This is a genomic window from Arthrobacter sp. Z5-13 (assembly GCF_056499105.1).
This window is the reverse complement of the sequence record NZ_CP096460.1, coordinates 3,858,741-3,882,368: the sequence shown is the minus strand read 5'-3', so window position 1 is coordinate 3,882,368 and position 23,628 is coordinate 3,858,741. Positions and strand designations below refer to the sequence as shown.

General features: G+C 62.1%; 26 protein-coding genes. 17 read left to right on the top strand and 9 right to left on the bottom strand.

What is annotated here, in order from left to right:
• Positions 1 to 10 precede the first annotated feature (10 nt).
• Entirely contained in the window at positions 11 to 841 is an 831-nt protein-coding gene (locus tag M1E02_RS18035) for an HAD-IIA family hydrolase (RefSeq protein ID WP_479375557.1), read from the bottom strand.
• Positions 842 to 1,111: 270 nt separating this feature from the next.
• On the opposite strand from M1E02_RS18035, the gene M1E02_RS18030 reads away from it, so the two are divergent.
• The 5 genes from M1E02_RS18030 (at position 1,112) to M1E02_RS18010 (ending at position 5,520) form a co-directional block, all read left to right on the top strand.
• Positions 1,112 to 2,242: a hypothetical protein gene (locus tag M1E02_RS18030; RefSeq protein WP_479375556.1), complete on the top strand. Its 1,131-nt coding sequence runs from the start codon at positions 1,112 to 1,114 to the stop codon at positions 2,240 to 2,242.
• A gap of 96 nt (positions 2,243 to 2,338) precedes the next feature.
• Positions 2,339 to 3,013 (top strand): TrmH family RNA methyltransferase, encoded by a 675-nt coding sequence (locus M1E02_RS18025; RefSeq protein WP_479375555.1) that lies wholly within the window; start codon positions 2,339 to 2,341, stop codon positions 3,011 to 3,013.
• Positions 3,014 to 3,175: 162 nt separating this feature from the next.
• On the top strand, positions 3,176 to 3,862 hold the full coding sequence (locus tag M1E02_RS18020; protein ID WP_479375554.1) for a hypothetical protein: 687 nt from the start codon (positions 3,176 to 3,178) through the stop codon (positions 3,860 to 3,862).
• A 205-nt stretch (positions 3,863 to 4,067) separates the two neighbouring features.
• Positions 4,068 to 5,087 carry a class II fructose-bisphosphate aldolase gene (fbaA, locus tag M1E02_RS18015; RefSeq protein WP_479375553.1) on the top strand — a complete coding sequence of 340 codons (1,020 nt, stop codon included), beginning with the start codon at positions 4,068 to 4,070 and terminating at the stop codon, positions 5,085 to 5,087.
• A 1-nt stretch (position 5,088) separates the two neighbouring features.
• A complete protein-coding gene (locus M1E02_RS18010) occupies positions 5,089 to 5,520 on the top strand; it encodes a DUF3151 domain-containing protein (RefSeq protein WP_479375552.1) in 432 nt (143 codons plus the stop codon).
• Between the two features lie 99 nt (positions 5,521 to 5,619).
• Here the strand turns inward: M1E02_RS18010 and M1E02_RS18005 are convergent, their stop codons facing one another.
• On the bottom strand, positions 5,620 to 6,252 hold the full coding sequence (locus M1E02_RS18005) for a uracil-DNA glycosylase family protein (RefSeq protein ID WP_479375551.1): 633 nt from the start codon (positions 6,250 to 6,252) through the stop codon (positions 5,620 to 5,622).
• Between the two features lie 400 nt (positions 6,253 to 6,652).
• Between M1E02_RS18005 and M1E02_RS18000 the strand changes: the two genes are divergently transcribed.
• The 8 genes from M1E02_RS18000 (at position 6,653) to M1E02_RS17965 (ending at position 12,701) form a co-directional block, all read left to right on the top strand.
• Positions 6,653 to 7,942: an adenylosuccinate synthase gene (locus tag M1E02_RS18000; RefSeq protein WP_479375550.1), complete on the top strand. Its 1,290-nt coding sequence runs from the start codon at positions 6,653 to 6,655 to the stop codon at positions 7,940 to 7,942.
• Positions 7,943 to 8,325: 383 nt separating this feature from the next.
• The gene (locus M1E02_RS17995) at positions 8,326 to 8,880 is read left to right on the top strand and encodes an RNA polymerase sigma factor (protein ID WP_479375549.1); all 555 of its coding nucleotides are present in this window, start codon (positions 8,326 to 8,328) and stop codon (positions 8,878 to 8,880) included.
• Positions 8,877 to 9,653, top strand: coding sequence for a hypothetical protein (locus M1E02_RS17990; RefSeq protein WP_479375548.1), 777 nt, complete (start codon positions 8,877 to 8,879; stop codon positions 9,651 to 9,653). The genes M1E02_RS17995 and M1E02_RS17990 overlap by 4 nt, the downstream gene beginning before the upstream one ends.
• A gap of 85 nt (positions 9,654 to 9,738) precedes the next feature.
• On the top strand, positions 9,739 to 10,188 hold the full coding sequence (locus M1E02_RS17985) for a CoA-binding protein (RefSeq protein ID WP_479375547.1): 450 nt from the start codon (positions 9,739 to 9,741) through the stop codon (positions 10,186 to 10,188).
• A 15-nt stretch (positions 10,189 to 10,203) separates the two neighbouring features.
• Entirely contained in the window at positions 10,204 to 10,611 is a 408-nt protein-coding gene (locus M1E02_RS17980) for an MmcQ/YjbR family DNA-binding protein (RefSeq protein ID WP_479375546.1), read from the top strand.
• Positions 10,612 to 10,652: 41 nt separating this feature from the next.
• The gene (locus M1E02_RS17975) at positions 10,653 to 11,279 is read left to right on the top strand and encodes a hypothetical protein (protein ID WP_479375545.1); all 627 of its coding nucleotides are present in this window, start codon (positions 10,653 to 10,655) and stop codon (positions 11,277 to 11,279) included.
• A gap of 64 nt (positions 11,280 to 11,343) precedes the next feature.
• Complete coding sequence (locus M1E02_RS17970; RefSeq protein WP_479375544.1) at positions 11,344 to 11,637, top strand: DUF503 domain-containing protein; 294 nt, start codon at positions 11,344 to 11,346, stop codon at positions 11,635 to 11,637.
• A gap of 122 nt (positions 11,638 to 11,759) precedes the next feature.
• Positions 11,760 to 12,701 carry a hypothetical protein gene (locus tag M1E02_RS17965; protein WP_479375543.1) on the top strand — a complete coding sequence of 314 codons (942 nt, stop codon included), beginning with the start codon at positions 11,760 to 11,762 and terminating at the stop codon, positions 12,699 to 12,701.
• A gap of 74 nt (positions 12,702 to 12,775) precedes the next feature.
• Here the strand turns inward: M1E02_RS17965 and purL are convergent, their stop codons facing one another.
• Genes purL through purS form a run of 3 tightly spaced genes read right to left on the bottom strand, consistent with a single transcriptional unit; the run spans position 12,776 to position 16,132 of the window.
• Positions 12,776 to 15,094, bottom strand: coding sequence for a phosphoribosylformylglycinamidine synthase subunit PurL (purL, locus tag M1E02_RS17960; protein ID WP_479375542.1), 2,319 nt, complete (start codon positions 15,092 to 15,094; stop codon positions 12,776 to 12,778).
• Complete coding sequence (purQ, locus tag M1E02_RS17955) at positions 15,091 to 15,879, bottom strand: phosphoribosylformylglycinamidine synthase subunit PurQ (RefSeq protein ID WP_479375541.1); 789 nt, start codon at positions 15,877 to 15,879, stop codon at positions 15,091 to 15,093. The genes purL and purQ overlap by 4 nt, the downstream gene beginning before the upstream one ends.
• 1 nt (position 15,880) lies before the next feature.
• Positions 15,881 to 16,132 carry a phosphoribosylformylglycinamidine synthase subunit PurS gene (purS, locus tag M1E02_RS17950; RefSeq protein WP_247046177.1) on the bottom strand — a complete coding sequence of 84 codons (252 nt, stop codon included), beginning with the start codon at positions 16,130 to 16,132 and terminating at the stop codon, positions 15,881 to 15,883.
• A gap of 321 nt (positions 16,133 to 16,453) precedes the next feature.
• Between purS and M1E02_RS17945 the strand changes: the two genes are divergently transcribed.
• Positions 16,454 to 16,639 (top strand): hypothetical protein, encoded by a 186-nt coding sequence (locus M1E02_RS17945; RefSeq protein ID WP_479375540.1) that lies wholly within the window; start codon positions 16,454 to 16,456, stop codon positions 16,637 to 16,639.
• Positions 16,640 to 17,169: 530 nt separating this feature from the next.
• Positions 17,170 to 20,277, top strand: coding sequence for a S8 family serine peptidase (locus M1E02_RS17940; RefSeq protein ID WP_479378212.1), 3,108 nt, complete (start codon positions 17,170 to 17,172; stop codon positions 20,275 to 20,277).
• 97 nt (positions 20,278 to 20,374) lie between these two features.
• Here M1E02_RS17940 and M1E02_RS17935 read toward each other — a convergent pair whose 3' ends face one another.
• The 4 genes from M1E02_RS17935 to M1E02_RS17920 form a co-directional block, all read right to left on the bottom strand.
• The gene (locus M1E02_RS17935; RefSeq protein WP_479375539.1) at positions 20,375 to 20,746 is read right to left on the bottom strand and encodes a serine protease inhibitor; all 372 of its coding nucleotides are present in this window, start codon (positions 20,744 to 20,746) and stop codon (positions 20,375 to 20,377) included.
• Positions 20,730 to 21,728, bottom strand: a complete 999-nt coding sequence (locus M1E02_RS17930) for a 3-methyladenine DNA glycosylase (RefSeq protein WP_479375538.1) — start codon at positions 21,726 to 21,728, stop codon at positions 20,730 to 20,732. The genes M1E02_RS17935 and M1E02_RS17930 overlap by 17 nt, the downstream gene beginning before the upstream one ends.
• A 3-nt stretch (positions 21,729 to 21,731) precedes the next feature.
• Entirely contained in the window at positions 21,732 to 22,307 is a 576-nt protein-coding gene (locus tag M1E02_RS17925) for an SSI family serine proteinase inhibitor (RefSeq protein WP_479375537.1), read from the bottom strand.
• Between the two features lie 68 nt (positions 22,308 to 22,375).
• The gene (locus M1E02_RS17920) at positions 22,376 to 22,876 is read right to left on the bottom strand and encodes a MarR family winged helix-turn-helix transcriptional regulator (protein ID WP_479378211.1); all 501 of its coding nucleotides are present in this window, start codon (positions 22,874 to 22,876) and stop codon (positions 22,376 to 22,378) included.
• A gap of 136 nt (positions 22,877 to 23,012) precedes the next feature.
• On the opposite strand from M1E02_RS17920, the gene M1E02_RS17915 reads away from it, so the two are divergent.
• Together M1E02_RS17915 and M1E02_RS17910 are read left to right on the top strand one after the other, a co-directional pair.
• Positions 23,013 to 23,240, top strand: a complete 228-nt coding sequence (locus M1E02_RS17915; protein ID WP_479375536.1) for a hypothetical protein — start codon at positions 23,013 to 23,015, stop codon at positions 23,238 to 23,240.
• Between the two features lie 140 nt (positions 23,241 to 23,380).
• Entirely contained in the window at positions 23,381 to 23,572 is a 192-nt protein-coding gene (locus M1E02_RS17910) for a hypothetical protein (RefSeq protein ID WP_479375535.1), read from the top strand.
• Positions 23,573 to 23,628 lie beyond the last annotated feature (56 nt).

Genomic DNA, 23,628 nt, shown 5'->3' with positions numbered 1-23,628 from the left:
CAGGCGTCGGTCAGATCTGGTTTTTCAGGTCAGCGACGGAGTCAAGGATCTGGTTGGGGCGGAACGGGTAGGCTGCAATGTCCTGCCTCTGGGTGATTCCGCTCAACACCAGCACGGTGTGCAACCCAGCCTCCATCCCGGCAATGATGTCGGTGTCCATCCTGTCGCCGATCATTGCGGTGGTTTCGGAATGGGCGTCGATCTGGTTCATGGCAGAGCGGAACATCATCGGATTTGGCTTTCCCACAATGTAGGGCTCCCGGCCGGTTGCCTTGGTAATCAGGGCAGCAATTGCTCCAGTGGCAGGCATCGGGCCGTCCTTGGAAGGGCCGGTGGCATCGGGGTTGGTCGCAATGAACCTGGCCCCGGCAAGAATCAGGCGGATCGCCATGGTGATGGCTTCGAAGGAGTAGGTCCGGGTTTCGCCGAGCACCACAAAGTCGGGGTTCTGGTCGGTAAGGATAAAGCCCGCCTCGTGCAGCGCCGTCGTGAGTCCTGCCTCACCAATGGTGTACGCACGGTTCCCGGAGTCCGATCCGTGAACCTGATCCTTCAGGAACTGGGCGGTTGCCAGCGCTGACGTCCAGATATTCTCCTCCGGAATCTCAAGACCCGAGGACCGGAGCCGGGCCGCGAGATCGCGGGGAGTGAAGATGGAGTTGTTGGTGAGGACTAGGAAACGCTTGGACGTATCCACCCATCGCTGGATGAGCTCGGCGGCGCCCGGGATGGGTTGGTTTTCATGGACCAGGACGCCGTCCATGTCAGTCAGCCAGCATTCGATTTCCTGGTTGTTGCGGTACACCGCAGCTGATGCACGTACATTATCTGACTCTGCCATGGGGACCTCCGGCACTAGATGGGGGAGACGCTGTTTCCTGACCCAGTCTTTCATTCTTCGGGTAGTGGAACTTCCGACGCCGGAACATGACGGAGCAGCTCAAGCCGCTTGGTCGGCTAGGCTCTTAGCTGGCACCTGTGCCAGCGGCCGCGGATCGGGGGATGTCTGCGGTGGTTTGTTGTGCCGGCCCGCGCCGGAAGGTCCCCGCAGCCGGACATTTCTGGCATCCGGGAACCGCTGGATGCCAGCAAGCACCTGAAAGGGCTCGCAATGAGCAACAGCCATGGCGCACCGCCGCCTCCCGGAGATTCATTCCCAGGACAACAGTCCGGTGATCCCCAGGCCTACCCACCGCCCAACTTCCCCCCGCCTAGCGCCCCCACGGAGCAGTTCGGCGCGCAGGATCCCACGCAGCCTTACCCGCAGCAGCAGTACGGGCAGCAGCAGTACCCGCCCCCCAACTTCCCGACGCAAAACCTCCCGCAGCAGCCGCACCAGCAGCAGCAGCCGTACCAACAGCAGCCCCAGCCCGAGCCGCACAACAACAAAAACCTGATCATCGTGCTGGGTTCCGTCGCGGCCGCGGTGATTGTTGCGCTGGTTGCTGTGTTTGTTTGGGTTATTCCGGGATTCAGCCAGCCGCAGGCGCAGGACAATCCTGTGCCGCTGGCCACGACGTCCGGAAAGGCATCTTCAGGGGCAGCGGAAGAGACCAGCAACCCCGAGGCAACCGCGGCGCCGTCGGACAATGCCGGTGCTGACCAAATGCCTGCAGACGCCACACCGCTACCCGCGGGATGGGATCAACTGCAGGGCCCGGCAAACGTTCCAGCGGCCGAGGAGGCGCTGTTCACCCGTTTTGTCACTGGGGAGTCCTCTTTCGCCTACCCCGCCGCGTGGAGCAGCGACGGCACGTTCGGGATCACCAAGGACCCTGTCTCCGGAGCCCCAATGCAGCAAAAGGCGGAAGGCACGGAAGAGCGTGACGGTGACGGCATTTCCACGGCCTTCGCTTTCTTCGCCGAAGCGGAGGAGGGCAAGTTCGGAAAGGAACCGGCGAAGGTCCAGGCAGCCATCAAGGAGATTGAGGCAAAGCTCACAGCCATCCCCGCAGCTGAACTGCCGCAACATCTCGTCGGCCACAAGTGTGCCTCCGATTTCGTATCGTCGACGCCGGAAATCCGGGAGTTCCGCCGCTCTCAGGCCGTAGTGGTCCGATTCACGTGCACCAATGCCGGGGGCGACGCCATACGGGCGGTCAACCTGTTCACGGTGACTCCCTGGGGCACCCCGCAGATGGTGGGCGTGAGCGGCCACGAGAGCTATTGGAGCGCCAACCCGGAGCTCCTGGAGAAGATAGGCAACTCCTACCGGGCCAACCGCTGGAAACTGGCCGGCTAGCGCTTCTCGGATCCGTCCAACCGTAGGCACTGTGCTGGATGACAGTGCCGGGTGACAGTGCCGGATGGGCGGGGCGGACGCGGCTAGAGTTGAGGGGTGACTGACCACCCCCAGACCCCTACGCTGCCCGTCCCCCCTTCCGAGGAGGAGCCGGAGCCCAAGCCGGAGGTCGGCGTCGGCCCCTGGGAAGGCGAGCTGCCCGAAGGGGACCACTGGGATCCGGACCTCCTCGCCGACGGCGACCGCCGGAATGTTGTGGACAAGTACCGCTACTGGAAACATGAAGCGATCGTTGCTGACCTGGATTCCAAGCGCCACGAATTCCATGTGGCCATCGAGAACTGGCAGCATGACCTCAACATCGGCACCGTTGTGCGCACGGCCAACGCGTTCCTTGCCAAGGAGGTCCACATCATCGGCCGACGCCGGTGGAACCGTCGCGGCGCTATGGTCACCGACCGCTACCAGCATGTCCGGTACCACCCCACCGTTGACGACTTCGTGGCCTGGGCGCAGGGGGAAGGCCTGGAGATCATCGGAATAGATATCTTCCCGGACTCCGTGCCGCTGGAAACCTACGCGCTGCCCAGGAACTGTGTGCTGGTCTTTGGCCAGGAGGGGCCAGGCCTTACCCCCGAGGTCCATGCGGCGGCAGAGGCCACGTTGTCCATCGAACAGTTCGGCTCCACCCGTTCCATCAATGCAGGATCAGCCGCAGCGGTGGCGATGCATGCCTGGATCCGCCGCCATGTGTTCAACCAGCACCCCTAGCTCCACCCACGCCCCACACCCCCCACCCCCAGCTCCCGCCGAGATGGCACTTGACGGCAGTGTTGGGCCGTGAGACTGCCGTGAACTGCCATTTCGTTGCCGGATCGTCCTTTGCCCTGTGGATAACCCGGAGGAGCGGAGAGGCAGCGGCCACAATTGAGCATGCACAGGGCGCCGCTCCCCGAACACCTTACGAAGGGCTCCTTCTCGCTCCGGGCGTCGGACAAGGCCGGAGTCAGCCGGACCCGCACCGAAGCCAAAGACCTCGTCACCGTTTCGCGGGGAATCCGGATACACCTCGGTTCAGAAGCAGCAGGAGCAGCAGCGCTTCGGGCCTACACAGAGCTCGATGACGCATCGGTGCTCTCATTCGGGTCCGCTGCCAGGATTCTGGCGGCTGCCCTGCCTGCCTGGTTGGAGGACGACTGGCGTGTCCATGTGGCCCGCCGGCGCGGTTTCAGCATGCCGCGGAGGGCCAACGTCGTGGGCCACCTCCTGACGCTGCTCCCGGACGAGGTTGTAGAGTACGACGGCGTCCGGCTCACCTCGCCTGCCAGGACGTGGCTTGACCTGGCCTCGATTCTGAACCACACGGTGCTGGGGGCCCATGGGAATCCTGTGCTGTGGCCAGATGCCGCCTATCCTGAGCAGCGGGTCGCCGTGCAGTATGAGGGCGGCCACCACAACGCCCCGGACCAGTACTTGAGTGATATACGGCGGGCCGACACAACAACTGCGTGCGGCTGGATTGAAGTTCGGGTGTCGAAGTTTGATCTGGCAGGCGAACGGCCTTCCATTGTTAGCAAAGTCCGCGCGGCGCTGGAGACCAGGGGCTGGCGCGCGAAATGACACTTGGCGGCGGTGTTTGGCCGTGAGACTGCCGCGAAGTGCCATCTCTGGTGCGTGGAACGAGTGCGTGGAACGAGCCAGTATGACCCGGCTGAGTGATACGAACCACGGCCTTTTGCCAAGAAATGGCTAGGATGGTGGGTAGCCGACGAGGTTCACTCCAGGGTCAACCACACCCGCAGACGAAAATACTTTAGGAGTCAGCATGCCCATTGCAACCCCAGAGATCTACGCCGACATGATCGACCGCGCAAAAGAGGGCGGCTTCGCATTCCCGGCGGTCAACGTCACCTCCTCTCAGACCCTGAATGCTGCCCTGCGCGGGTTCGCTGATGCTGAGTCCGATGGCATCGTGCAGGTCTCCACCGGCGGTGCCGCCTACTGGTCCGGCGCCCAGACCAAGGACATGGTTGCAGGCTCGCTTGGCTTCGCAGCATTCGCCCGCGAGGTGGCCAAGAACTACAACGTCAACATCGCACTGCACACGGACCACTGCCCCAAGGACAAGCTTGACGGCTTCGTCCTGCCGCTCCTGGCTGCTTCCGAGGCTGAGGTCAAGGCCGGACGCAACCCCCTGTTCAACTCCCACATGTGGGACGGCTCCGCAGAAACCCTGCAGGAGAACCTGCGGATTGCGCGCGAACTCCTGGAGCGCACTGCGGCTGCCAAGATGATCCTCGAGGTCGAGATCGGCACCGTTGGCGGCGAGGAAGACGGCGTGGAGAACGCCATCAACGACAAGCTGTACACCACGGTCGAAGACGCACTGGCCACCATCGACGCCCTCGGTGCCGGCGAGAACGGCCGCTACATCACTGCATTGACCTTCGGCAACGTGCACGGTGTGTACAAGCCCGGTGGCGTTAAGCTCCGCCCGGAGATCCTCAAGGACATCCAGGCTCAGGTCGGTGCCAAGATCGGCAAGGAAAACCCCTTCGACCTCGTCTTCCACGGCGGTTCAGGCTCCTCCGACCAGGAAATCGCCGACGCCGTTTCTTACGGAACCATCAAGATGAACATCGACACCGACACCCAGTACGCGTACACGCGTCCCGTGGTGGACCACATGTTCAGGAACTACGACGGCGTGCTGAAGGTTGACGGCGAAGTGGGCAACAAGAAGCTCTACGATCCCCGCGTCTGGGGCGCCTCGGCTGAAGCCGGCCTCTCGGCCCGGGTGGTAGAGGCTGCCAAGCAGCTCGGTTCCCTCGGCAAGACGTTCTAGGATGTCGGACGAATTCCGCAAGAACCTGATGGGTCCTGAGCCCACGCTCCTGCCTGCCGAGACTGACGTCTACGAGCAGCTTGAGGCCGGCCAGGAAGCGCTGGACCTGGTGGAAAAGCACCCCACGTCCTCGCTGCTGTGGGCTGTACTGGCCGAAGAAGCGTGGAGCGAGGGGCGAACCATCGATTCCTACGCCTACGCCCGTGTCGGCTACCACCGCGGCCTGGATTCGCTGCGCCGCAATGGCTGGCGCGGCGTCGGGCCCATCCCCTGGGAGCACGAGCCCAACCAGGGCTTCCTGCGCGCGCTGTACTCCCTGGGCCGGGCTTCAGCCGCCATTGGCGAGGCCGAGGAACCTGAGCGCATCGAGAAGTTCCTCCACGACTCTGATCCTTCCGCGAAGGCAGCAATAGAAGCCAGCAGCCGGGGCTGAAAACCGGGTTAAACACGACGTCGGGCGCTCACCTTTCAAGGAAAGGTGGGCGCCCGACGTCGTTATAGCGAGGGCGTGGGCCCCAAGCTACATCAGGTGCTAGCTGGGCTTCGTCAGCCCCGTGCGGGCCATGGCGTCCGCGTAAGCGACGTGCATGTCGTCGAGGTACTGCTGCTGGCGCACAGGGGTGCCTGCGAACGCCCGGCCGCTAAGCGAGCGGACCTTGTAGGTCTTGAGGCCCCGGCGCCAAAGCAGAGGTACTTCGGTCTTGAGGAGAAGGTTGGCAAGGCGGTTGGCCTCCGTGCCGTGAGCCACGATGACTGACGCGCGGGGGACGAGGGCCAGGAACTTCAGGAGTGGCTTGAGGCCGGCTGCGATCTGGTCCGGGGTGAACTTGCCGTTGGGCTCACCAGCAATGTGCCAGGGGTGTACGTTCCAGGGCATCACAAATTCCGGTCGGAGTCCCAGCTTCCACTGAACTCCCAGCATTCGGGTGGCTGCCTCGTCGTCGCCGGCAGTGATAAACCCGGATTCGTCGGCGGTGCCGATATTGGAGTACAGGCTGATGATGCGGCACTCGTCCACATCGTGCATCGGATCCACATACGGAACCTGCGTGCCTGGCTTGGCGGTCTGGAGGGCGTCGCACAGCTCGTTGACGGCTGCGACATTGGGTTCGTAACGGCGGCTCAAAAGCTGCTCGTGGAAAGGTTCAGTAGCCAAGGCTGTCATAAATTGCTGGGTCTCCTGCGGGGATAGGGCACGCTGCCGGACCGTAAGCGGGCACGCCGAGTACAGCCTGGATTGAAAAAGATGTTGTGTGGAACGATTCCCTGATCGTTCTCTACCAGCTTAGCAAGCTCCACAAAATGTGGGCTCTCCGCTGGCGATGCCACGTAACGGCCCTCACAAGGGCAGGAGTGGCACTCAGTGAAACAGTGCACGCTGCTTGCCACCGGCATCGGCTAAACTTGGGTCGTAAGAGCCCCGGATCTCTTGCATTTGCCCGTCGGTCTACTGGCCAAGGGCACTGCGGTGAATTCGGGGCATTCTCATGAACGGCGCAGGACCGTGGCTGACCTGACTGAATGGGTTGCCTGCGGAATTGCCCGAACGAATGGGGGAGGATCCCATGCCAGCAATCGTGATCGTCGGAGCCCAATGGGGCGACGAAGGCAAAGGTAAAGCCACTGACCTGCTTGGCGGACGCGTGGACTACGTGGTCAAGCCGAACGGCGGCAACAACGCCGGGCATACCGTCGTCGTGGGCGGTGAGAAGTATGAGCTCAAGCTCCTTCCTGCCGGCATCCTGAGCCCAAACGCCGTCCCGGTCATCGGCAACGGTTGTGTGGTGAACCTCGAAGCCCTGTTCCAGGAGATTGACGGGCTTCAAGCCCGCGGCGCTGACACCTCCAAGCTGCGGGTCTCCGCCAACGCCCATCTGGTTGCGCCTTACCACCAGGTACTGGACAAGGTGACGGAACGTTTCCTGGGCAGCCGTGCCATTGGCACCACCGGCCGCGGAATCGGTCCTGCCTACATGGACAAAGTGGCCCGCCTCGGCATCCGCGTCCAGGACGTGTTTGATGCCTCCATCCTTCGCCAGAAGGTGGAGGGATCCCTGCGCCAGAAGAACGAACTCCTGGTCAAGGTCTACAACAGGCGCGATATCGAAGTGGACGAGATCGTGGACTACTTCCTCTCGTTCGCCGATCGCCTGCGTCCGCTGGTTATCGACAGCACTCTGGTCCTGAACAAAGCCCTGGACGAAGGCAAGGTAGTGCTGATGGAAGGCGGCCAGGCCACGTTCCTCGACGTCGACCACGGCACCTACCCGTTCGTTACGTCCTCCAACCCCACGGCCGGCGGCGCCTCGGTCGGTTCCGGCATTGGCCCTACCCGCATTTCGCGCTCCATCGGCATCATCAAGGCTTACACCACACGCGTTGGAGCCGGTCCGTTCCCCACCGAACTCTTTGATGAGATGGGCGTGTACCTGCAGAAGACCGGCGGCGAGTTCGGCGTCAACACCGGACGGCCCCGCCGCTGCGGCTGGTATGACGCCGTCCTGGCCCGCCACGCTTCGCGCGTCAACGGTTTCACGGACTACTTCGTCACCAAGCTGGACGTCCTCACCGGCATCGAGCAGATTCCTGTATGTGTCGCATATGACGTGGACGGCGTCCGCCACGATGAGATGCCCATGACCCAGACCGAATTCCACCACGCCAAGCCCATCTTCGAGTACTTCGAGGGCTGGACCGAGGACATCACGGCTGCCCGCACCCTCGAGGATCTCCCCGAGAATGCGCGCAACTATGTCTTGGCCCTGGAGAAGCTCTCAGGGACGCGCTTCTCGGCTATCGGTGTTGGCCCTGACCGGGACCAGACCATTGTGGTCAACGACCTCATCAACGACTGACGCAACCGAAAACACGACGCCGGCGGGTCACCTGGAAAGGTGGCCCGCCGGCGTCGCAATCAGGGCCTGTAAAAAGTCTTAAAAGTTTTTCTGGTTTGGCGTAACCCTTGCTGTCTCCGTGACGATTACCACTATGAAACGCCGGCTTGGAATTTGTCCCCCATCATGTTCGAACCGGCGCTTTAACCACCAAGAGGTGCCGGGCTGGAATTTGTCCCCCATCATGTTCCAACCCGGCCCTTTTGTAATGTTTGTTAGCGGTAACCGCTTTCACACGGGGGTGGTTACCGAAAGTAAAGTTAGTGCGCAGAAATTCGTCGCAGATGGCCAGCCATACCCCTACAATGATGTAGCCATCCTCCCCGGAACGAAAGCCTAGGTCTGTGACTGACGCGCTGACTGACGAATCGTTAAACGCCCTTCGGGGACGTGACTTCGAGCTTTTCAATGCCGTGTACCGCAGCTATGCCTCACAAGTCCTTGGATACCTGACGGTCCGCGGCGTAGAGGATCCGGAGGCCACTATGCAGGATGTATTCCTGGCTGTTCTCCCGCGTATTGATTCCATCAGTGGAGGAGTGGGCGGTTTGCGGACGTTTGTATTCTCCGTCGCCCACGCCCGCATGGTTGATGACCACCGCCGTCAGAGCCGGACACCGTTAAGGCAGAGTTTTGAACCGGAACTGGATCCCCGGGAGTCAGGATCTGCAGAGAGCGACGCGCTCTCGAGGGTTTCACCGGGGGAGGTGCTGCAGTTGCTGAACGTGCTGGGCGAAGACCAGAAGGAAGTCCTGACGCTCCGTATCATTGCCGACCTCACTGTGGATCAGGTTGCAAAAATCATGGGGAAGAGCGCAGGAGCGGTGAAGCAGCTTCAGAGACGTGCATTGGACCAACTCCGTGAGCATTCAGCCGTGAAGGAGTATGTGGCGCAATGACTAACTCGGACAAAACGGCCTACTTAACGGTGGACGAGCTCCTGCTCGACGCCGGACATGCCGATGTGCCCGAGCTCAGGGCCGCTCTCCTCGGTCTCCATTCCCTGGCTGACTTGCCTTTGCCGAAACCCAACGCCCAACTGGCCGCCATGTTGGCTCCCAGTGCTGACGAATTGGCACGCAAGCGCCCCCTGCGCAGGCATCGTCCCACGGTGGTTTCCGTGGCAGTCATCGCCGGCATGGGATTGGGTGTCAGCGGGGTTGCGGCTACCATCCCGAATCCGGGGATCCGTCAGGGCCTCGTATCGGTCCAGGACCTGGACGGCGGCGGGGACCCGCGCCAGGCAGATCCCCTCAGCGGCACCTCCGTACCAATTTCGGAGGCCCCTGCACGCCCTGGGCAGTCATTCCAAGGTCCTTCCTCCGCGGTGCCGGGTCCCGGAACCCAGGCCGATGAAGAGGCCGGAGCTACTCCCCCCGAAAGCGTCAAAGGTGGAGCCGGTTTGGCCGCGGTCAAGGATCCCCCACGCTCCGGCCGTCACGTGGCTCCGGCCACTCCCGAGGGAAAGGGGCAAGGTGACAAGGTGTGGGGATCCGCCGCTGCCCTGCCAGATGCCGTAGTGAAGGGCCTGGATCGGATTGCGAAGCAAACCACTGCATCGGTGCCAAGCCAGCTCCCCAGTGGCCGCCATTTTTCGCAAACACTCCCAACCCAGTCGATCGGATCAGCCACGGGCGCCGTTGGTACTTGGCTTAAGAAAAACCGCCGCTGAACAGCGTCGGACTCGCCCCCGTCCAGCGCTCCGGGTGCGGAGCGGCGGCCGGGCAGCTCTGGGCTGCCAGCGTAGGCTGGGGATCATGGCGCACGTTAACGATCCGGATGTAGTCGAACGCCTGATGCTCACGCCCGGGAGATGGGCCATCGTCGGCCTCACCTCCAATGAGTGGCGGGCCGCCTACGACACATCCCTGTTCATAAGGGACCGCATGGGCATGGAAATCATCCCCATCAACCTTCCGGCGGATACCGTCCACGGCGAGGTTGGTTATTCACGCTTGGGTGACATTCCGTCAGAAAAGCTGCCCGTCGACGTCGTGGATTGTTTTGTAAATTCCCAAAGGGTGGGGGATGTGGTGGATCAGGCCATTTCCGTAGGCGCGAAGGCGGTCTGGCTCCAGCTGGGGGTCATTGATGAGGCAGCGGCGCAACGGGCCAAGGCTGCCGGCCTGGAGGTGGTTATGAATCTCTGCCCTGCGCAGGAGTCGTGGCGCCTGAAGGCTGCCCCTGTACCTGGCATCGCAGACTAACAGTAGGCTCGGCTTATGGACGTGGCTTCACTTCGGGCGATATGCCTGGGTTTTCCCGGAGCTTTTGAGGACTTTCCCTTCGGGCCGGAGTTCTCGGTGTTCAAAGTCCGGGCGGCAATTTCAGGCGGAGCCACCCAGCATGCAAAAATGTTCGCGTTGTCCTCGATGGATCCGGAGAACTGGTCGGTAAGCCTGAAGTGCGATCCCGTCCTCGCCGAACAGCTGAGGACGGCGCATCCGGAGATTACGGGTGCGTGGCACATGAATAAAACCCACTGGAATGGCGTCCGATTGGATGGTTCCCTGCCGGATGACATGATCCGGGACATGGTGGAGGATTCCTACGATCTGGTGGTGGCATCGCTGAGCCGCAAGCAGCAAGAGCAGCTGGGCTGGGCCCGCCTTGCCAATCCAACGGAATAATCACCAAAGCGTAATGTTCGCGAGCTGATCAGGAGCAGTCAATGCTGGAGCAGAAAGACCTTGACCACCTGTGGAACTTCGATGACCCCGCAGCCTCCGAGGCGCACTTCCGTGCGGCAATGGCAGAGGACAAGTACGACGCCGACGAGCGGGCTGAACTCGCAACGCAGCTGGGGCGGGCCATTGGTCTTCAAGGCCGCTTCGAGGAAGCGGATGCCCTGCTGGATACCATCGACGGCGATGAACCGACGGTTGCTGTCCGGGTGCTCCTTGAACGCGGCCGACTCCTGAATTCCAGCCGGCATGAAGCGATGGCCGTGCCTTTGTTCGAACAGGCTGCTGAACTCGCCGATCACCTGAGTGAGGACTTCCTCGCCGTCGATGCATTACACATGCTGGCGATAGCAGACTCGGCACACGCTGAGGCCTGGACGAGGAGTGCCCTGGAGTACGCCTCAACAGTCCACGACGAGCGGACCAAGCGCTGGATGGTTGAGCTGCACAGCAATCTTGGATGGATTCTTCACCGTGCCGGACGTTCCACGGAGGCGATGGTGGAGTTCCAGCTCGCCGAGCAATGGGCCGAGCGGGTGGGGACGCCACGCCAGCAGCAGGAGGCACGTGAGGCTATCGGTCAATGCGAACAAGCTCTAACGGCAGCAAAATAAAGGGCGGCACACTGCGTCTTTCTGATCACCTTGGGGACCCACTGCTGCGTGCGGATAATGGAGCATGTGGATCGGCTGGATTGAATTCGACCTCCTGCTTGGCGACGTTCATAGCCTGAAGGAAAAACGTTCGGTGGTGCGCCCTTTGATCGCCGAGGTCAAACGCAGGTTTGACGTCTCCGTGGCCGAGGCAGACTTCCAGGACCAACATCGGAGGAGCGCCATTGGTGCCGGGTTGGTGGCGGCCGACCGGGTGCACATCGTTGAGGTGCTCGACGCCGTCGAACGATTTGTCGCAGCCCGCCCGGAAGTGGAGCTGCTCAGCGCACGTCGGCGCGAACTGAACAGCGAAGATTGACCCTCCCCATCCGATTGCTCCGTAACTGCCCTTCTGAGCGTTCAAAAGGGCAGTTACGGAGCAATCGACGACGGGTGTGGATAACTTCCGCGGCATTTCTGGCCTTCTGCTGTTATTGGTCCATGAAAACTGCTCGCCCACTCCCTCCCGAGCTGCAGGGTCGGCCATTCACCGTTACCGAGGCCAGCCGTGCCGGCTTGTCTGCCAAACGTTTGCGCCACGAGTCGTTGACGGCCTTGGGACGAGGCATCCGTTCGGAAAGCCCGACGGCGGACCTCCCCTTGAGCGTCCGGGTGCGGCCCTTCATTGAGGTCAACACCGGATGCACTGCATCCCACCTCACCGCCGTGGAACTCTTGTCGCTTCCGCGCCGTCGGCAAAAGGAGGCAACACAGATGTACCACGTTGCCAGGCAGGAAGGAACGGCCCATCTCGACCGTCCGCACGTCATTGTCCATCGGATGAAGCTCTGTGAGGACGAGATTACTGGTGTGGATGGAATCCCAGTGACCACGCCGGAGCGCACTTGGCTGGACATGGCCGAGATGCTCACCGTCGATGAACTGGTTGCCATGGGGGACAGCTGCGTCCGTATACCCCGGTTGTCCCTGGAGGGACGGGACGTGCCGTTGTGCAGCATCGCGGACCTTCAGCGCATGATCGACCGCCACAAGGGAAAGCGGGGGCTGCGGAAAGCCAAAGAGGCCATCAAGTTCATCCGGGTGGGGGCGGATTCTGCTCAGGAGTCCCTGCTGCGGCTGGCACTTGTGAGGGCAGGTCTTCCCGAACCGGAGCTCAACGTGCCCATTGTCAGCAGTGATGGAACCAGCCATCACGAGCCCGACCTGTCATATCGCGAGTACAAGATCGGCGTCGAGTACGAGGGGGACCACCACAGTGAAGAAGGGCAAATTGTCCGCGACATTGCCCGTTCGGAACGCTACGCGGAGCTTGGCTGGACTGAGATCCGCATCTCCAAACGGCACATGATGGAGGAAGCGAAGCCAGCCGCGGCAAAGGTACGAGTGGCTCTAATCATGGCTGGCTGGAGGCGTGGTCACTGATTAAGAAACGATTGCTCCGTAACTGCCCTTCTGAGCGTTCAAAAGGGCAGTTACGGAGCAATCGATAGAGAAGCTCAGTCGAAGTACTTCGGCAGGGTGGCCTCGTGGGCTTCGCGGAGTGAGTCAAGCGGCAAAGGCTCGACGCCGTTGATCTCCAGCTGGCCGCTGGCAGCGTCCACCACACCAATCCGGAGGTGCTCGAAGTTGCGGGCAGTGCACATGTCCTTGAAGCGGATCTCCTCTGAGCGGGGCACAGCCACAACGGCACGGCCTTGGGACTCGGAGAACAGCGCCGTGAACAGGTCAACGCCGTCGCGGTCCAGAACATCCTGCAGAGCGATGCGTGCGCCAACCCCGTACCGCAACGATGACTCAACGAGGGCCGCGGCAAGGCCGCCTTCGGAGAGGTCGTGGGCCGAGTCGATCATGCCATCACGGGATGCGTTGATCAGGATTTCGCCCAGTGCGCGTTCGGCAGCAAGGTCAACCTTGGGTGGCAGGCCGCCGAGGTGTCCGCGCAGGTTGGACCACTCCGAGCCGTCAAGTTCTGCTGCGGTGGTGCCGAGCAGGTAGATGGCCTGGCCGTCTTCGCGCCAACCCGACGGCGTGCGGCGGGCGACGTCGTCGAGCTTGCCCAGAACGGCCACCACGGGGGAGGGGTGAATCGGAGTGCTGCCCGTCTGGTTGTACAGCGAGACGTTGCCGCCGGTGACCGGGATGCCCAACACCATGCAGGCGTCGGACAGGCCGCGGATGGCCTCAGCCAGCTGCCACATGACATCGGGATCCTCGGGAGAACCGAAGTTCAGGCAGTCGCTGACGGCCATGGGCACGGCCCCGGCGGTGGCAACGTTGCGGTAGGCCTCGGCCAGCGCCAACTGTGCGCCGTGGTAGGGGTCGAGGTAGGTGTAGCGGCCGTTGGCATCGGTGGCCAAGGCCACGCCAAGCCCGGTCTCCTCGTCCACACGGACCACACCGGCATCGTCCGGCATGGCCATGGCCGTGTTGCCGCCGACGTAGCGGTCGTACTGGTTGGTGATCCAGGACTTGTCGCACATGTTCGGTGAGGAGATGAGCTCGGTGACAGCCGCAGCCAGTTCAGCCGGAGCGGACGGGCGGCCCGCATCCTGAACGGAACCGGTGAATGAATCGGCCTGCACCGCGTCCTGCCATTCAGGGCGGGCATAAGGACGATCGTAGACCGGGCCGTCGTGGGCCACAGTGCGCGGGTCCACGTCGACAATGACCTCACCTTCCCAGGTGATGATCAGGCGGCCGGTATCGGTGACCTCTCCCAGCCATGAGTACTCAACGGCCCACTTGTCCATCACTGCCTCAAAAGCAGGAATGTTCTCGGGCGTAACCACGGCCATCATGCGTTCCTGCGACTCGGACATCAGGATTTCGCCCGGGGTCAGAGTGGGGTCACGCAGCAGGACGGAAGTCAGCTCAACTTCCATGCCGCCGTCGCCGTTGGAGGCGAGCTCGGAGGTGGCGCAGGAAATACCGGCGGCACCAAGGTCCTGGATGCCCTCAACCAGTGAACCCTTGAACAGCTCCAGGCAGCATTCGATCAGGACCTTCTCAGCGAAGGGGTCGCCCACCTGGACGGCTGGACGCTTGGAAGGCTTGGTGTCGTCGAACGACTCGGAGGCCAGTACCGAAGCGCCGCCGATTCCATCGCCACCGGTGCGGGCGCCAAACAGGACCACCTTGTTGCCCTTGCCGGAGGCATTGGCGAGGCGGATGTCCTCGTGGCGCATGACGCCGACAGCCAGGGCGTTGACCAGCGGGTTGCCCTGGTAAACGGAATCGAAGACCATTTCGCCGCCGATGTTGGGCAGGCCCAGGGAGTTACCGTAGCCGCCAATGCCTGCCACGGCTCCGTGCATAACGCGTGCCGTGTCCGGGTGGTCAATCGCTCCGAAACGCAGCGGGTCCATGACAGCAACCGGGCGTGCACCCATGGAGATGATGTCGCGGACAATGCCGCCAATGCCCGTCGCGGCACCCTGGTAGGGTTCCACGAACGACGGCGAATTGTGGGACTCGATCTTGAACGTCACGGCCCAGCCGTCGCCGAGATTGGTGACACCGGCATTCTCGCCGATGCCCACGAGCATGTCCTTCTTCATCTCGTCCGTAACCTTTTCGCCAAACTGACGCAGGTGGTTCTTGGACGACTTATAGGAACAGTGTTCGCTCCACATCACGGAGTACATGGCGAGCTCGGCCCCGGTGGGGCGGCGGCCCAGGACCTTCACCACCTCGTCGAACTCATTCTGCTTCAGGCCCAGTTCGGCCCAGGGGAGTTCGGTGTCCGGAGTCTTGGCTGCGTTCTCGACGGTGTCGATGTTGAACTTTTTGCTGACGGTTTCAGCTGAGGTGCTCACTTGGCGTCTCCCACAATCTTGTTAAGGACGGAGGTGAAGAATCCGAGCCCGTCGGTGTCAGTGCCGCCGATTCCGTCCAGGGACTCAGGGCCGTAGCCAACCTCCACTGCGTGCTCCGGGTGCGGCATAAGGCCCACCACGTTGCCAGCCTTGTTGGAGATGCCTGCAATGTCGCGCCGGGAGCCATTCGGGTTGAAGCCGACGTAGCGGAATACAACACGTCCCTCAGCCTCAAGGGCGTCGAGTGTCTTTTCGTCCGCGATGTACTGGCCGTCCTGGTTCTTCAGCGGCACAGTAATTTCCTGCCCCGTTGCGTAATCGCTGGTCCAGTGCGTGCTGTTGTTCTCTACCCGCAACACCTGGTCGCGGCACATGAACTTCAAATGGTCGTTCTTGATCATCGACCCGGGAAGCAAATGCGACTCCGTGAGGATCTGGAAGCCGTTGCAAATGCCAAGGACCGGGAGCTTCGCGTCTGAGTTCGCAGCATCAATGATCCTGGACATCAGCGGCGCAAAGCGGGCGATTGCACCGGCCCGAAGGTAGTCCCCATAGGAGAATCCACCGGGGATAACGACGGCGTCGACGTCGCCGAGGCTGGTGTCCGCGTGCCAGAGCGCCACGGGTGTGGCGCCCGCGAGACGGACGGCGCGTGCAGCGTCGCGGTCGTCAAGGGTGCCGGGGAAAGTTATCACGCCGATCTTGGCGCCGGCGAGCCTGCCGCTATCAGGAGAGCCGGCGGACTGAGCCGCGGCTGCTCCGCCGATCAGGGGAAGTTCAGTCATTTCAGGCCTCGACGACCTCGACGTTGACGACGTCCTCGATCACCGGGTTGGACAGAAGCGTCTCGGCGGCTTCACGGGCCTGTGCGAGGACGGCATCCGTCACCTCGCCGTCCACTGTCAGTTCAAAGCGCTTGCCCTGGCGGACAGAGCTGAAGCTGGTGAAACCCAGCCGGGGGAGTGCACCCACAATTGCCTTCCCCTGCGGGTCCAGAATCTCGGGTTTGGGCATGACGTCAACAACGATCCGGGGCATCCGGTAACTCCTGTGCGTGAGCATTGGGTAAGGGCGCAGCGGAGGGGTGCCGTCTCACGCCGTTCCGCTGTTGCCTGACTGGACAGACTGCCTGACTGGACAGACCAAAAAAGCGTGAAAAGGGCGCTCCGCGAGCTTGCTAGCCCAGTCTACCGGGCATAGTGGCTCGTGCCGTATTCGGGCGGTTGAGTGTGAACCGGCCCGGAGGTTCCGTTAGGAATAAGGGCACGGTTTACCGGACTCTTAGCGGGGGCCCAACGGCTTGGACAACGGCCGGCGGCGGCTATGGTCTTGCCCCTTGCCGGTCACTAGGATGACGCCATGGTTGATAAGCCGAAATCCCTGTTATTGCCCGTCATGGCTGCCGCCGTTTTCGCAGGACTAGGACGCATGGTTTTTCAAAAATTGAAGGCTGACCGTGCGGCCCGGCAAACCAATGTTGCCGGTGACATGGACGAGAAAACGCGGGCGTGGATCAGTGATGTTGTCAGGACACCGCGGGAATAACTACCTGTAAATGGCCTCTAGAGAGTTTAAATGTTGTTATTCCGCGGGTAAATTCGCTGTGTCAATGGTATTTTTCTTCTTATCGGCATCTGGCCCGGCAGCGTTGATGTTTGGCGTGAAATGTGCGGGCTGAAAAGCCGGTTGCCTGATCTGGAATCGCGCTGTTCTTCCTCTGCTAACGGCGATGCTGCCAAGGGATAAGGACCAGCACTGCAGGCAACCCACAGGCGCGGGTGGTTCTCACTGGGGGGAGCCACCCGCTTGTTTTTGCCCCCGTTGATTTCCGTCTTGTCGCGTCAAAGGTGATCTCTTTCATGCCGTCTCTTGTTTTTCAGATGACGAAACGGCTACAAAATGTGTGTGCTATGTCATATTCAGCTATCAGTCTGTACTGTGTGACACGGCTGGTCTCACTCTGATTACAGGACCTGTCATCGAGTTGTCCCCAGCCATGTTGAGACCGGCAACGCCGGACCATTCCTCATGAAAGGTCTCACCCACCCGTGAAATCACCACGACGCAGCACCCCAATGGGTAAAAAGGGTAGAGGAATTCGGAAGGCAACGGCGTTAGCCCTTGGCCTTCCGCTCCTCCTTGGAACCATAGCTGTCAGCCCCGCCACCGCGGTGCCGGCAGCTCCCGGCACAGCCACCCAGAACGAACCCCCTACCGTTTACCAGGATGGCCGGTACATCGTGGTACTTGCCGAAAAGGCAGCGGCCGCCTACGAAGGCGGAACAGCGGGCTTACCCGCCACCAAGCCCCAGCAAGGCCGCAAACTCGACGCGGAGGGCCAGAATTACAAGGCCTACGACGCCCATCTTCGGAAGTCGCAGCGGGAGGTCGCGGCGCAGGAGGGCGTTACTCCTCAGAAGCAGTTCACGGCGGCCCTGAACGCCTTTGTTGCCGAGCTCACTGCCGAGCAGGCAGCCGACCTGGCAAAAGACAGCAAGGTGCTCAAGGTCGCCCCGGATACGCAGAACGCCCCGGACTACACCACCACCGATTTTCTGAAGCTCACCGGACCTGACGGGGTGTGGGCCAAGCAGTTCGGCGGCGAGGCCAATGCAGGGAAGGGGGTTGTGGTGGGCGTCATCGATTCGGGCTACGCGCCTGACAACCCGTTCCTCGCCGGCGAAGCAGTGCAGCCCCTCAAGGGGAAGGCACAAGTAGGCGTTCCCTACCGGACTGAGGACGGCCGGATTGCCATGCTGAAGTCCGACGGCACTACGTTCCAGGGTGAATGCCAGAAGGGCATCGAATCCGGAGCTGCCTTTGACGGCAGCCACTGCAATTCCAAAGTCATCGGTGCCCGCTACTTCGCGGACGCGTTCCTGGAAGGCGTGGAGCCGGAGCACCGCGCCCCCGAGGAACTGATTTCACCGGTCGACGTCGGCAGCCACGGCACGCACACTGCCACCACCGCCGCGGGCAATGCCAATGTTGAACAGACGATCGATGGCAAGAGCTTCGGCAAGAGCTCAGGGGTTGCCCCTGCGGCCAAGGTTTCTGTCTACAAGATCTGCTGGGAAGACGATGATCCCGACACCGGCGGCTGCTACTCCTCGGCCTCCATCGACGCCATCGACGCCGCCATCAAGGACGGCGTTGACGTGCTCAACTACTCAATCTCAGGAAACACCAACAGCACCACTGACCCGGTTTCCCTCGCATTCCTGAACGCTGCAGCGGCCGGAGTGTTCGTCTCAGCCTCGGCAGGCAACTCGGGCCCCACGGCTTCCACCGTCAACCACGCTGCCCCCTGGCTCACAACTGTTGCAGCCTCCACCTTCCCCAGCGAATTGCTGGGAACGGTCAAGGTCTCCGACGGCTCGCTGTACCGCGGTGCCTCCATCATGAAGACCGAGGTAAAGGATGCTCCCGTAGTTGTGGCGGCTGACGCCGCGGCTGCCGGAGCAACTACGGCCAACCTCTGCGGTCCGGACACCCTGGATGCAGCGAAGGTCGCTGGAAAGGTTGTGGTTTGTGACCGCGGCGTCATCGACCGGACGTTCAAGAGCCTCGAAGTCCAAAGGGCCGGCGGCGTGGGCATGATCCTGGTTAATCTCACCGCCAGTTCTGAGGACGCCGACAACCATGTGCTGCCCACCGTCCACGTGAACGCACCCAAGAGCCTTGAGCTCAAGTCCAAGCTGGCCGCCAACCCGGCACTGACCGTCAGCCTCGTCCAGGGTGACCTCACCGGTGAGCCGCTGCCGGCCGTTCCCCAAATTGCCGGATTCTCCTCCCGCGGGCCAAGCCTGGCCTCCGGCGGAGACCTCCTTAAGCCGGACGTCTCCGCTCCCGGCGTCAACGTCCTGGCCGGCGTATCCACCATCGGCAATGCCGGTGCTCAGTTTGGCTTTATGTCCGGCACCTCCATGGCTGCTCCCCACATTGCAGGCTTTGGTGCTTTGGTGCTCAGCAAGCAGCCGAAGTGGACCCCGTCCATGATCAAGTCAGCCATGATGACAACGGCTTACCCACTGGTGAATGCTGACGGCTCGCCGAACACGGATCCGTTTGCAGGCGGTGCCGGTCACATCGACTCGACCCGGGTCCTCGATCCGGGGTTGGTTTACGAATCGGGCGTCAAGGATTGGCTCGCGTTCCTCAATGGCCAGGGAATGGACACTGGTTCGCCTGAGGCCGGCAGTATTGGAGCACGCGACCTGAACCTGCCGTCCATCGCCTTGGGCAGCCTGGTGGGAGAAGTCACAGTCAAGCGCCAGCTGACTGCTTTGGTGCCGGGCAAGTACAAGCCGGAAGTGAACATGCCGGGATTCGATGTCCACGTTGAGCCGCAGGTCCTGAACTTCGCCAAGGCAGGCAAAACCCGGGAAGTCACCATCACTATTCGGAACATCAATGCTCCCATGGGTAAGTTCAGCACCGGCACGCTGACCTGGAAGGGGCCGCGGACCGTCAGCTCACCCATCGCGATCCGTCCGGTTGACGCCCAGATCGCGCCGTCGTTCTCCTTCAGCTCCGGCACAGGAGAAGGCAGCGGAGCCCTTGACCTGGTTTCCGGTTCTGATGCGCCCATTGCTGTAGGAGTGGAAGGCCTGGCTCCCCTGGCTGAAACCTCCATCACCAAGACCCCTGGTGCGTTCGCTCCCAAGAATGACGAGCACAACGCTGTAATCGAGGTGACAGTTCCGGAAGGGACGGAATTCACCCGGCTGGGTATCCAGGCGCAGAGTGAAGACGTCGACTGGGACATGGTGGTCTACGCGCCCGACGGCAAGGGAGGCCTTGAGCCCACGCAGGTGGCGACCGCATCCGCCAGCGAGTTCCTGGACCTGGACGCCCCCCGCGCTGGCACTTATTACATTGTGGCCAACCTTTACTCCACTCCGGAGAACGGTGCTGCTACGGCCAGCGTTCAGGCTGTGTCCCTGGCCGGGGACGCGGGGAACCTGACGGTTAGCCCGAACCCGATCGTCGCACCCAACGGCACCCCGACCACGGCTACGGTGAACTGGTCCGGCCTCACGGAAGGCTCGTACCTCGCGCGCCTGAACCTGGGCCCCAATGGCATCACAACGTGGGTCAGCGTCAAGGTGGGTGCTGCCTCTGCGGCAGCACCGGCAGGTGGCCTGACGACGTCGTCCGTTGATGCGGTGCCGGGCGTCTAGAAGCTAACTCAATAGGCACGAGCAAGTAAGGGAACGTCCCGGGCAGCGAACGCTGCCCGGGACGTTCCCTTTGACGGGTCATTCTTTGGGGAAAGTCCTAGACGAGGCCGCCACGGGAGGCCGCCCCGCCCAGCAGGGGCTCCATGGCACGCCAACGGGCGATTTCACATCCGTCAGTGAGGCTGAACCTGCTGTGGACCCGGCGCCCGTGGAGGACGCCGGTGACCACCGCAAGCTGGGGGCCGCCGTATTGCTGAGTGCAGATCATGTCCGTCCGGCGCACGGCGAAGAAGATCTCCTCCCCGAACCGTTCGACGGCGGCCAGCGCGGAGCTGGGGTCCGGCACCGTGGACTCGGGAGAAACGGATCCGTTCCGGGCCAGAAACCGGAAGGTGTGCTCCCCGCCGTCCGGAAGACCGGTCACCTTTGCCGTCAGATCTATCTCGGGTGAATCAGGCAGGGTGCTCATGGTCCGACTCCGATGGTTGGCCTGAGGGCGCAGATAAAAGACTGGCAGCTTCAAGCAACGGTTCCAGCGCCTCCAGGAGCCGCCCGCGCAACACCTGGGCTTCGGCCGAGAAAGACCTTTGATGCTCCACGTATTGCGCCTTGCCTTCGGCTGTCTCTATCCGGATGGCGGGATAACCCCATTCTTCGAGGTCATAGGGCGAAGCCTGCATATCCATGGCCCGGACGCGCCAGGACAGTTCGAAACAGTCCATCACCAGTTCGCTGGGCAGTGCGGGGGAGAGCTTATAGGCCCACTTATAGAGGTCCATGTTGGCGTGCAGGCATCCGGGCTGCTCCATGGACCGCTGGTTTTCCCGGCTTGGGGCAAGCTCGTTGAGCGGAACGGCGTCGGGGGTGTAGAAGCGGAAGGCGTCAAAATGCGAGCACCGGATCCTGTTTTCCTCCACCACACGGTCAGTTCCCGCGCTTCCCAGCCGCAGTTGCAGGTACTCGTGGCGGAGCCGGAACTTGTCCTGCCGGTACACCATGGCCCATTCGTGAAGGCCGAAACAGCCGAACTGCCCCGGCCGGAGCGATGTCCCCTGCAGGATTACGCCGGCAAACTGTACCGCCTCGAACCGCTCGTGCAGGAATGAATCCCTGTCAAAAGCCAGCGCGACACTGCGTGCAGGCAGCCCGGCTGCGGTGAGTTCGCCGTCGTCGAGCTGCCGGTAGTATTTCCAGCCGGCGCGGAGCTGCGCCTCCTGCCCGGAAAGTACGACGGCGTCCCCAGGGTGCCAGCGCATCAGCTGGCCGGGTTTTTGGGTGTAGTAGGTGAAGAGGAAATCCTCTACCGGGTGTTTTCGCCCGGCCGAGCGGCGGGCAAGATATGGCTCCGAATACTGACGAACCCGCAGCTGATGCGCTGCCTCGCGGGCTTTCCAGCGGCCGGGGTGCAGCACATGCTCCTGCTGCGGCCAGCCGGCCTTTGGTGATGGCATGGGCTAGAGGGCTCCGCCGGTTGGGCCCAAGACATCCGCGGCGGCATTCCAGGCTGCTATTTCGCATCCGTCTGTGCGGGCAAAGTTTGCTTCTACGGGTGTTCCGTCCACGATTCCAGTGATCGTGGCGCGTTGCGGGCCGCCGTATTGCTGGGTGCATGCACGATCCGTACTGCGGGTCGGCGGATTCAGCAGTGCCGGCTTATTCTTGAGCGCTGTGCACGCGGCCTGGGCCGTGGGGTGTTTACTTTCCGCGGCGGGAACTCCGTCCTGGCACACCAGGGTGTAATTGATGGCCTGTTCCGTTTCCGACGGGGTTACCAGGACAGCAAGTTCGGCATTGCCTTGCCCTGGCGCGGTACCAAGCGGGGATTCCAGCGGAGGAGACGGTGCCGGTGCGGAAGTTTCAACGTCCGGCGGGACCGAGGGCGGAGTCGAAGGCTGAGCTGACGCAGAAGGGGCGCCGCTCGAGGCTGTGCCTGTCGGTGTTGGACCTGCTGTGCCGCCGCCCGGGGAACAAGCTGCCAGAGCGCCGGCAGCCAACACCGTGAGCACCCCGTGGATCAGCCCCTTGCGCATTACCCGTTCCCCTCCGTTTTCCCTATTCTATCGCTGCCTATCCCGGCAGCCGCGGTTGACGCGGCAGCTCACCCCGGACCCTTGCCGGCCGCCGGTTCCGCTGATGCTGCGATCAGGTCCATCATGGACCCGTGCAGCTGGACAGCCTGCTGCCGGGTCAGACCGAGCCGGGCCATCATGGTGCCAGGTACCGCAGTGGCCTTCTGGCGCAACGCGGCTCCCGCCGCCGTCAGCTCGACGGCCAGGGCACGCTCATTTCCGACAGCCCGGCCACGCGTGATCAGGCCCGCGCCTTCCAAGCGTTTGAGCAGCGGGGAGATAGTGGCCGGTTCCTGGCTCAAGGCGTCGCTGATGTCCCGAACTGTCCGCGGACTGGATTCCCACAGGCACAACATCACCAGGTACTGCGGATGGGTAAGCCCCAGCTTCTCCAGCACCGGTTTGTAGGCTGCCACCACATTGCGTGCAGCCACGGTAAGCGCAAAGCACAACTGATGCTCCAAAAGGAGGAGTTCGTCATCGTCGGACTGCACGTCGTTGGTCTGCACGTCGGTCCCCTGAATATCCATCGCCTGGCCCTGGCTGGCTGCAAGCTGCTGCTCCATGGTCCTCCTAATAGTTAGTGCACTAATGATTAGTGTACACTTGAGGGGAAGGAAGCAGTCTGCTGCGAGCGGCAAGAAGACCAGACCTGGAGGATTTCAGATGGCGGCAAAAGAAAACCCGGCACAGAGGTTTATGCGTGCCACCGGAAAGCTGCGGACGATTTTCGGCCCTGCCAATCGCAGTTCCCTTTCCCACGAAATGACCGATGAGAACAAGAAACTACTCGCTAGCCGCGAAGCCGAGAGCCAGCAGTGGGAAACGGTGAAACGCCCGGACGGGAGCACCTACGTCGTCCCCAAAAACCCCGGGGACAAATCCCTCCGTTAGTTTCCGCCAGGCCGGCAACATTAGAACTCCGAGGCTTTTGGGTTCTCCGGGCGTAAAATTGGTTCACTGGAACCGCCAGACAGCAGGAGCACTGCCGGACGGGAAATGCGGGGAAGGGGGTGGTAATTGTGGCTCGCGCAATGAACGGCTTGATCAACGTGACGGAGAGGCTTAGGTTCTTCTTCGGCCCTGCCACTCGCGGAGATTTTGATTCGCCCGTTGTTCACAAGCATGACGAGTTCGAGAGGGCTTCAGAGGAAGAATTGTCCCACTTTGAGGTGGAAACAGATTCCCATGGCCATCACTACGCCGTACGCAAAGACGGAACGTGAAACCTGAAAAAGAAGCACCGGCTGCCAGGCAACCGGTGCTTTCTCTTTGTGCTTCT

Coding starts and splice junctions, on each gene's coding strand:
- M1E02_RS17925 (WP_479375537.1), bottom strand. CDS start 22,307: ATGCGCAAGGGGCTGATCCACGGGGTGCTCACGGTGTTGGCTGCCGGC.
- M1E02_RS18010 (WP_479375552.1), top strand. CDS start 5,089: ATGTCGGACGAATTCCGCAAGAACCTGATGGGTCCTGAGCCCACGCTC.
- M1E02_RS17910 (WP_479375535.1), top strand. CDS start 23,381: ATGAACGGCTTGATCAACGTGACGGAGAGGCTTAGGTTCTTCTTCGGC.
- M1E02_RS18000 (WP_479375550.1), top strand. CDS start 6,653: ATGCCAGCAATCGTGATCGTCGGAGCCCAATGGGGCGACGAAGGCAAA.
- M1E02_RS17965 (WP_479375543.1), top strand. CDS start 11,760: ATGAAAACTGCTCGCCCACTCCCTCCCGAGCTGCAGGGTCGGCCATTC.
- M1E02_RS18035 (WP_479375557.1), bottom strand. CDS start 841: ATGGCAGAGTCAGATAATGTACGTGCATCAGCTGCGGTGTACCGCAAC.
- purS (WP_247046177.1), bottom strand. CDS start 16,132: ATGCCCCGGATCGTTGTTGACGTCATGCCCAAACCCGAGATTCTGGAC.
- purQ (WP_479375541.1), bottom strand. CDS start 15,879: ATGACTGAACTTCCCCTGATCGGCGGAGCAGCCGCGGCTCAGTCCGCC.
- M1E02_RS18005 (WP_479375551.1), bottom strand. CDS start 6,252: ATGACAGCCTTGGCTACTGAACCTTTCCACGAGCAGCTTTTGAGCCGC.
- M1E02_RS18020 (WP_479375554.1), top strand. CDS start 3,176: ATGCACAGGGCGCCGCTCCCCGAACACCTTACGAAGGGCTCCTTCTCG.
- M1E02_RS17915 (WP_479375536.1), top strand. CDS start 23,013: ATGGCGGCAAAAGAAAACCCGGCACAGAGGTTTATGCGTGCCACCGGA.
- M1E02_RS17975 (WP_479375545.1), top strand. CDS start 10,653: ATGCTGGAGCAGAAAGACCTTGACCACCTGTGGAACTTCGATGACCCC.
- M1E02_RS18030 (WP_479375556.1), top strand. CDS start 1,112: ATGAGCAACAGCCATGGCGCACCGCCGCCTCCCGGAGATTCATTCCCA.
- M1E02_RS17940 (WP_479378212.1), top strand. CDS start 17,170: ATGGGTAAAAAGGGTAGAGGAATTCGGAAGGCAACGGCGTTAGCCCTT.
- M1E02_RS17985 (WP_479375547.1), top strand. CDS start 9,739: ATGGCGCACGTTAACGATCCGGATGTAGTCGAACGCCTGATGCTCACG.
- M1E02_RS17990 (WP_479375548.1), top strand. CDS start 8,877: ATGACTAACTCGGACAAAACGGCCTACTTAACGGTGGACGAGCTCCTG.
- M1E02_RS17935 (WP_479375539.1), bottom strand. CDS start 20,746: ATGAGCACCCTGCCTGATTCACCCGAGATAGATCTGACGGCAAAGGTG.
- M1E02_RS17970 (WP_479375544.1), top strand. CDS start 11,344: ATGTGGATCGGCTGGATTGAATTCGACCTCCTGCTTGGCGACGTTCAT.
- M1E02_RS17930 (WP_479375538.1), bottom strand. CDS start 21,728: ATGCCATCACCAAAGGCCGGCTGGCCGCAGCAGGAGCATGTGCTGCAC.
- M1E02_RS17980 (WP_479375546.1), top strand. CDS start 10,204: ATGGACGTGGCTTCACTTCGGGCGATATGCCTGGGTTTTCCCGGAGCT.
- M1E02_RS17945 (WP_479375540.1), top strand. CDS start 16,454: ATGGTTGATAAGCCGAAATCCCTGTTATTGCCCGTCATGGCTGCCGCC.
- fbaA (WP_479375553.1), top strand. CDS start 4,068: ATGCCCATTGCAACCCCAGAGATCTACGCCGACATGATCGACCGCGCA.
- M1E02_RS17920 (WP_479378211.1), bottom strand. CDS start 22,876: ATGGATATTCAGGGGACCGACGTGCAGACCAACGACGTGCAGTCCGAC.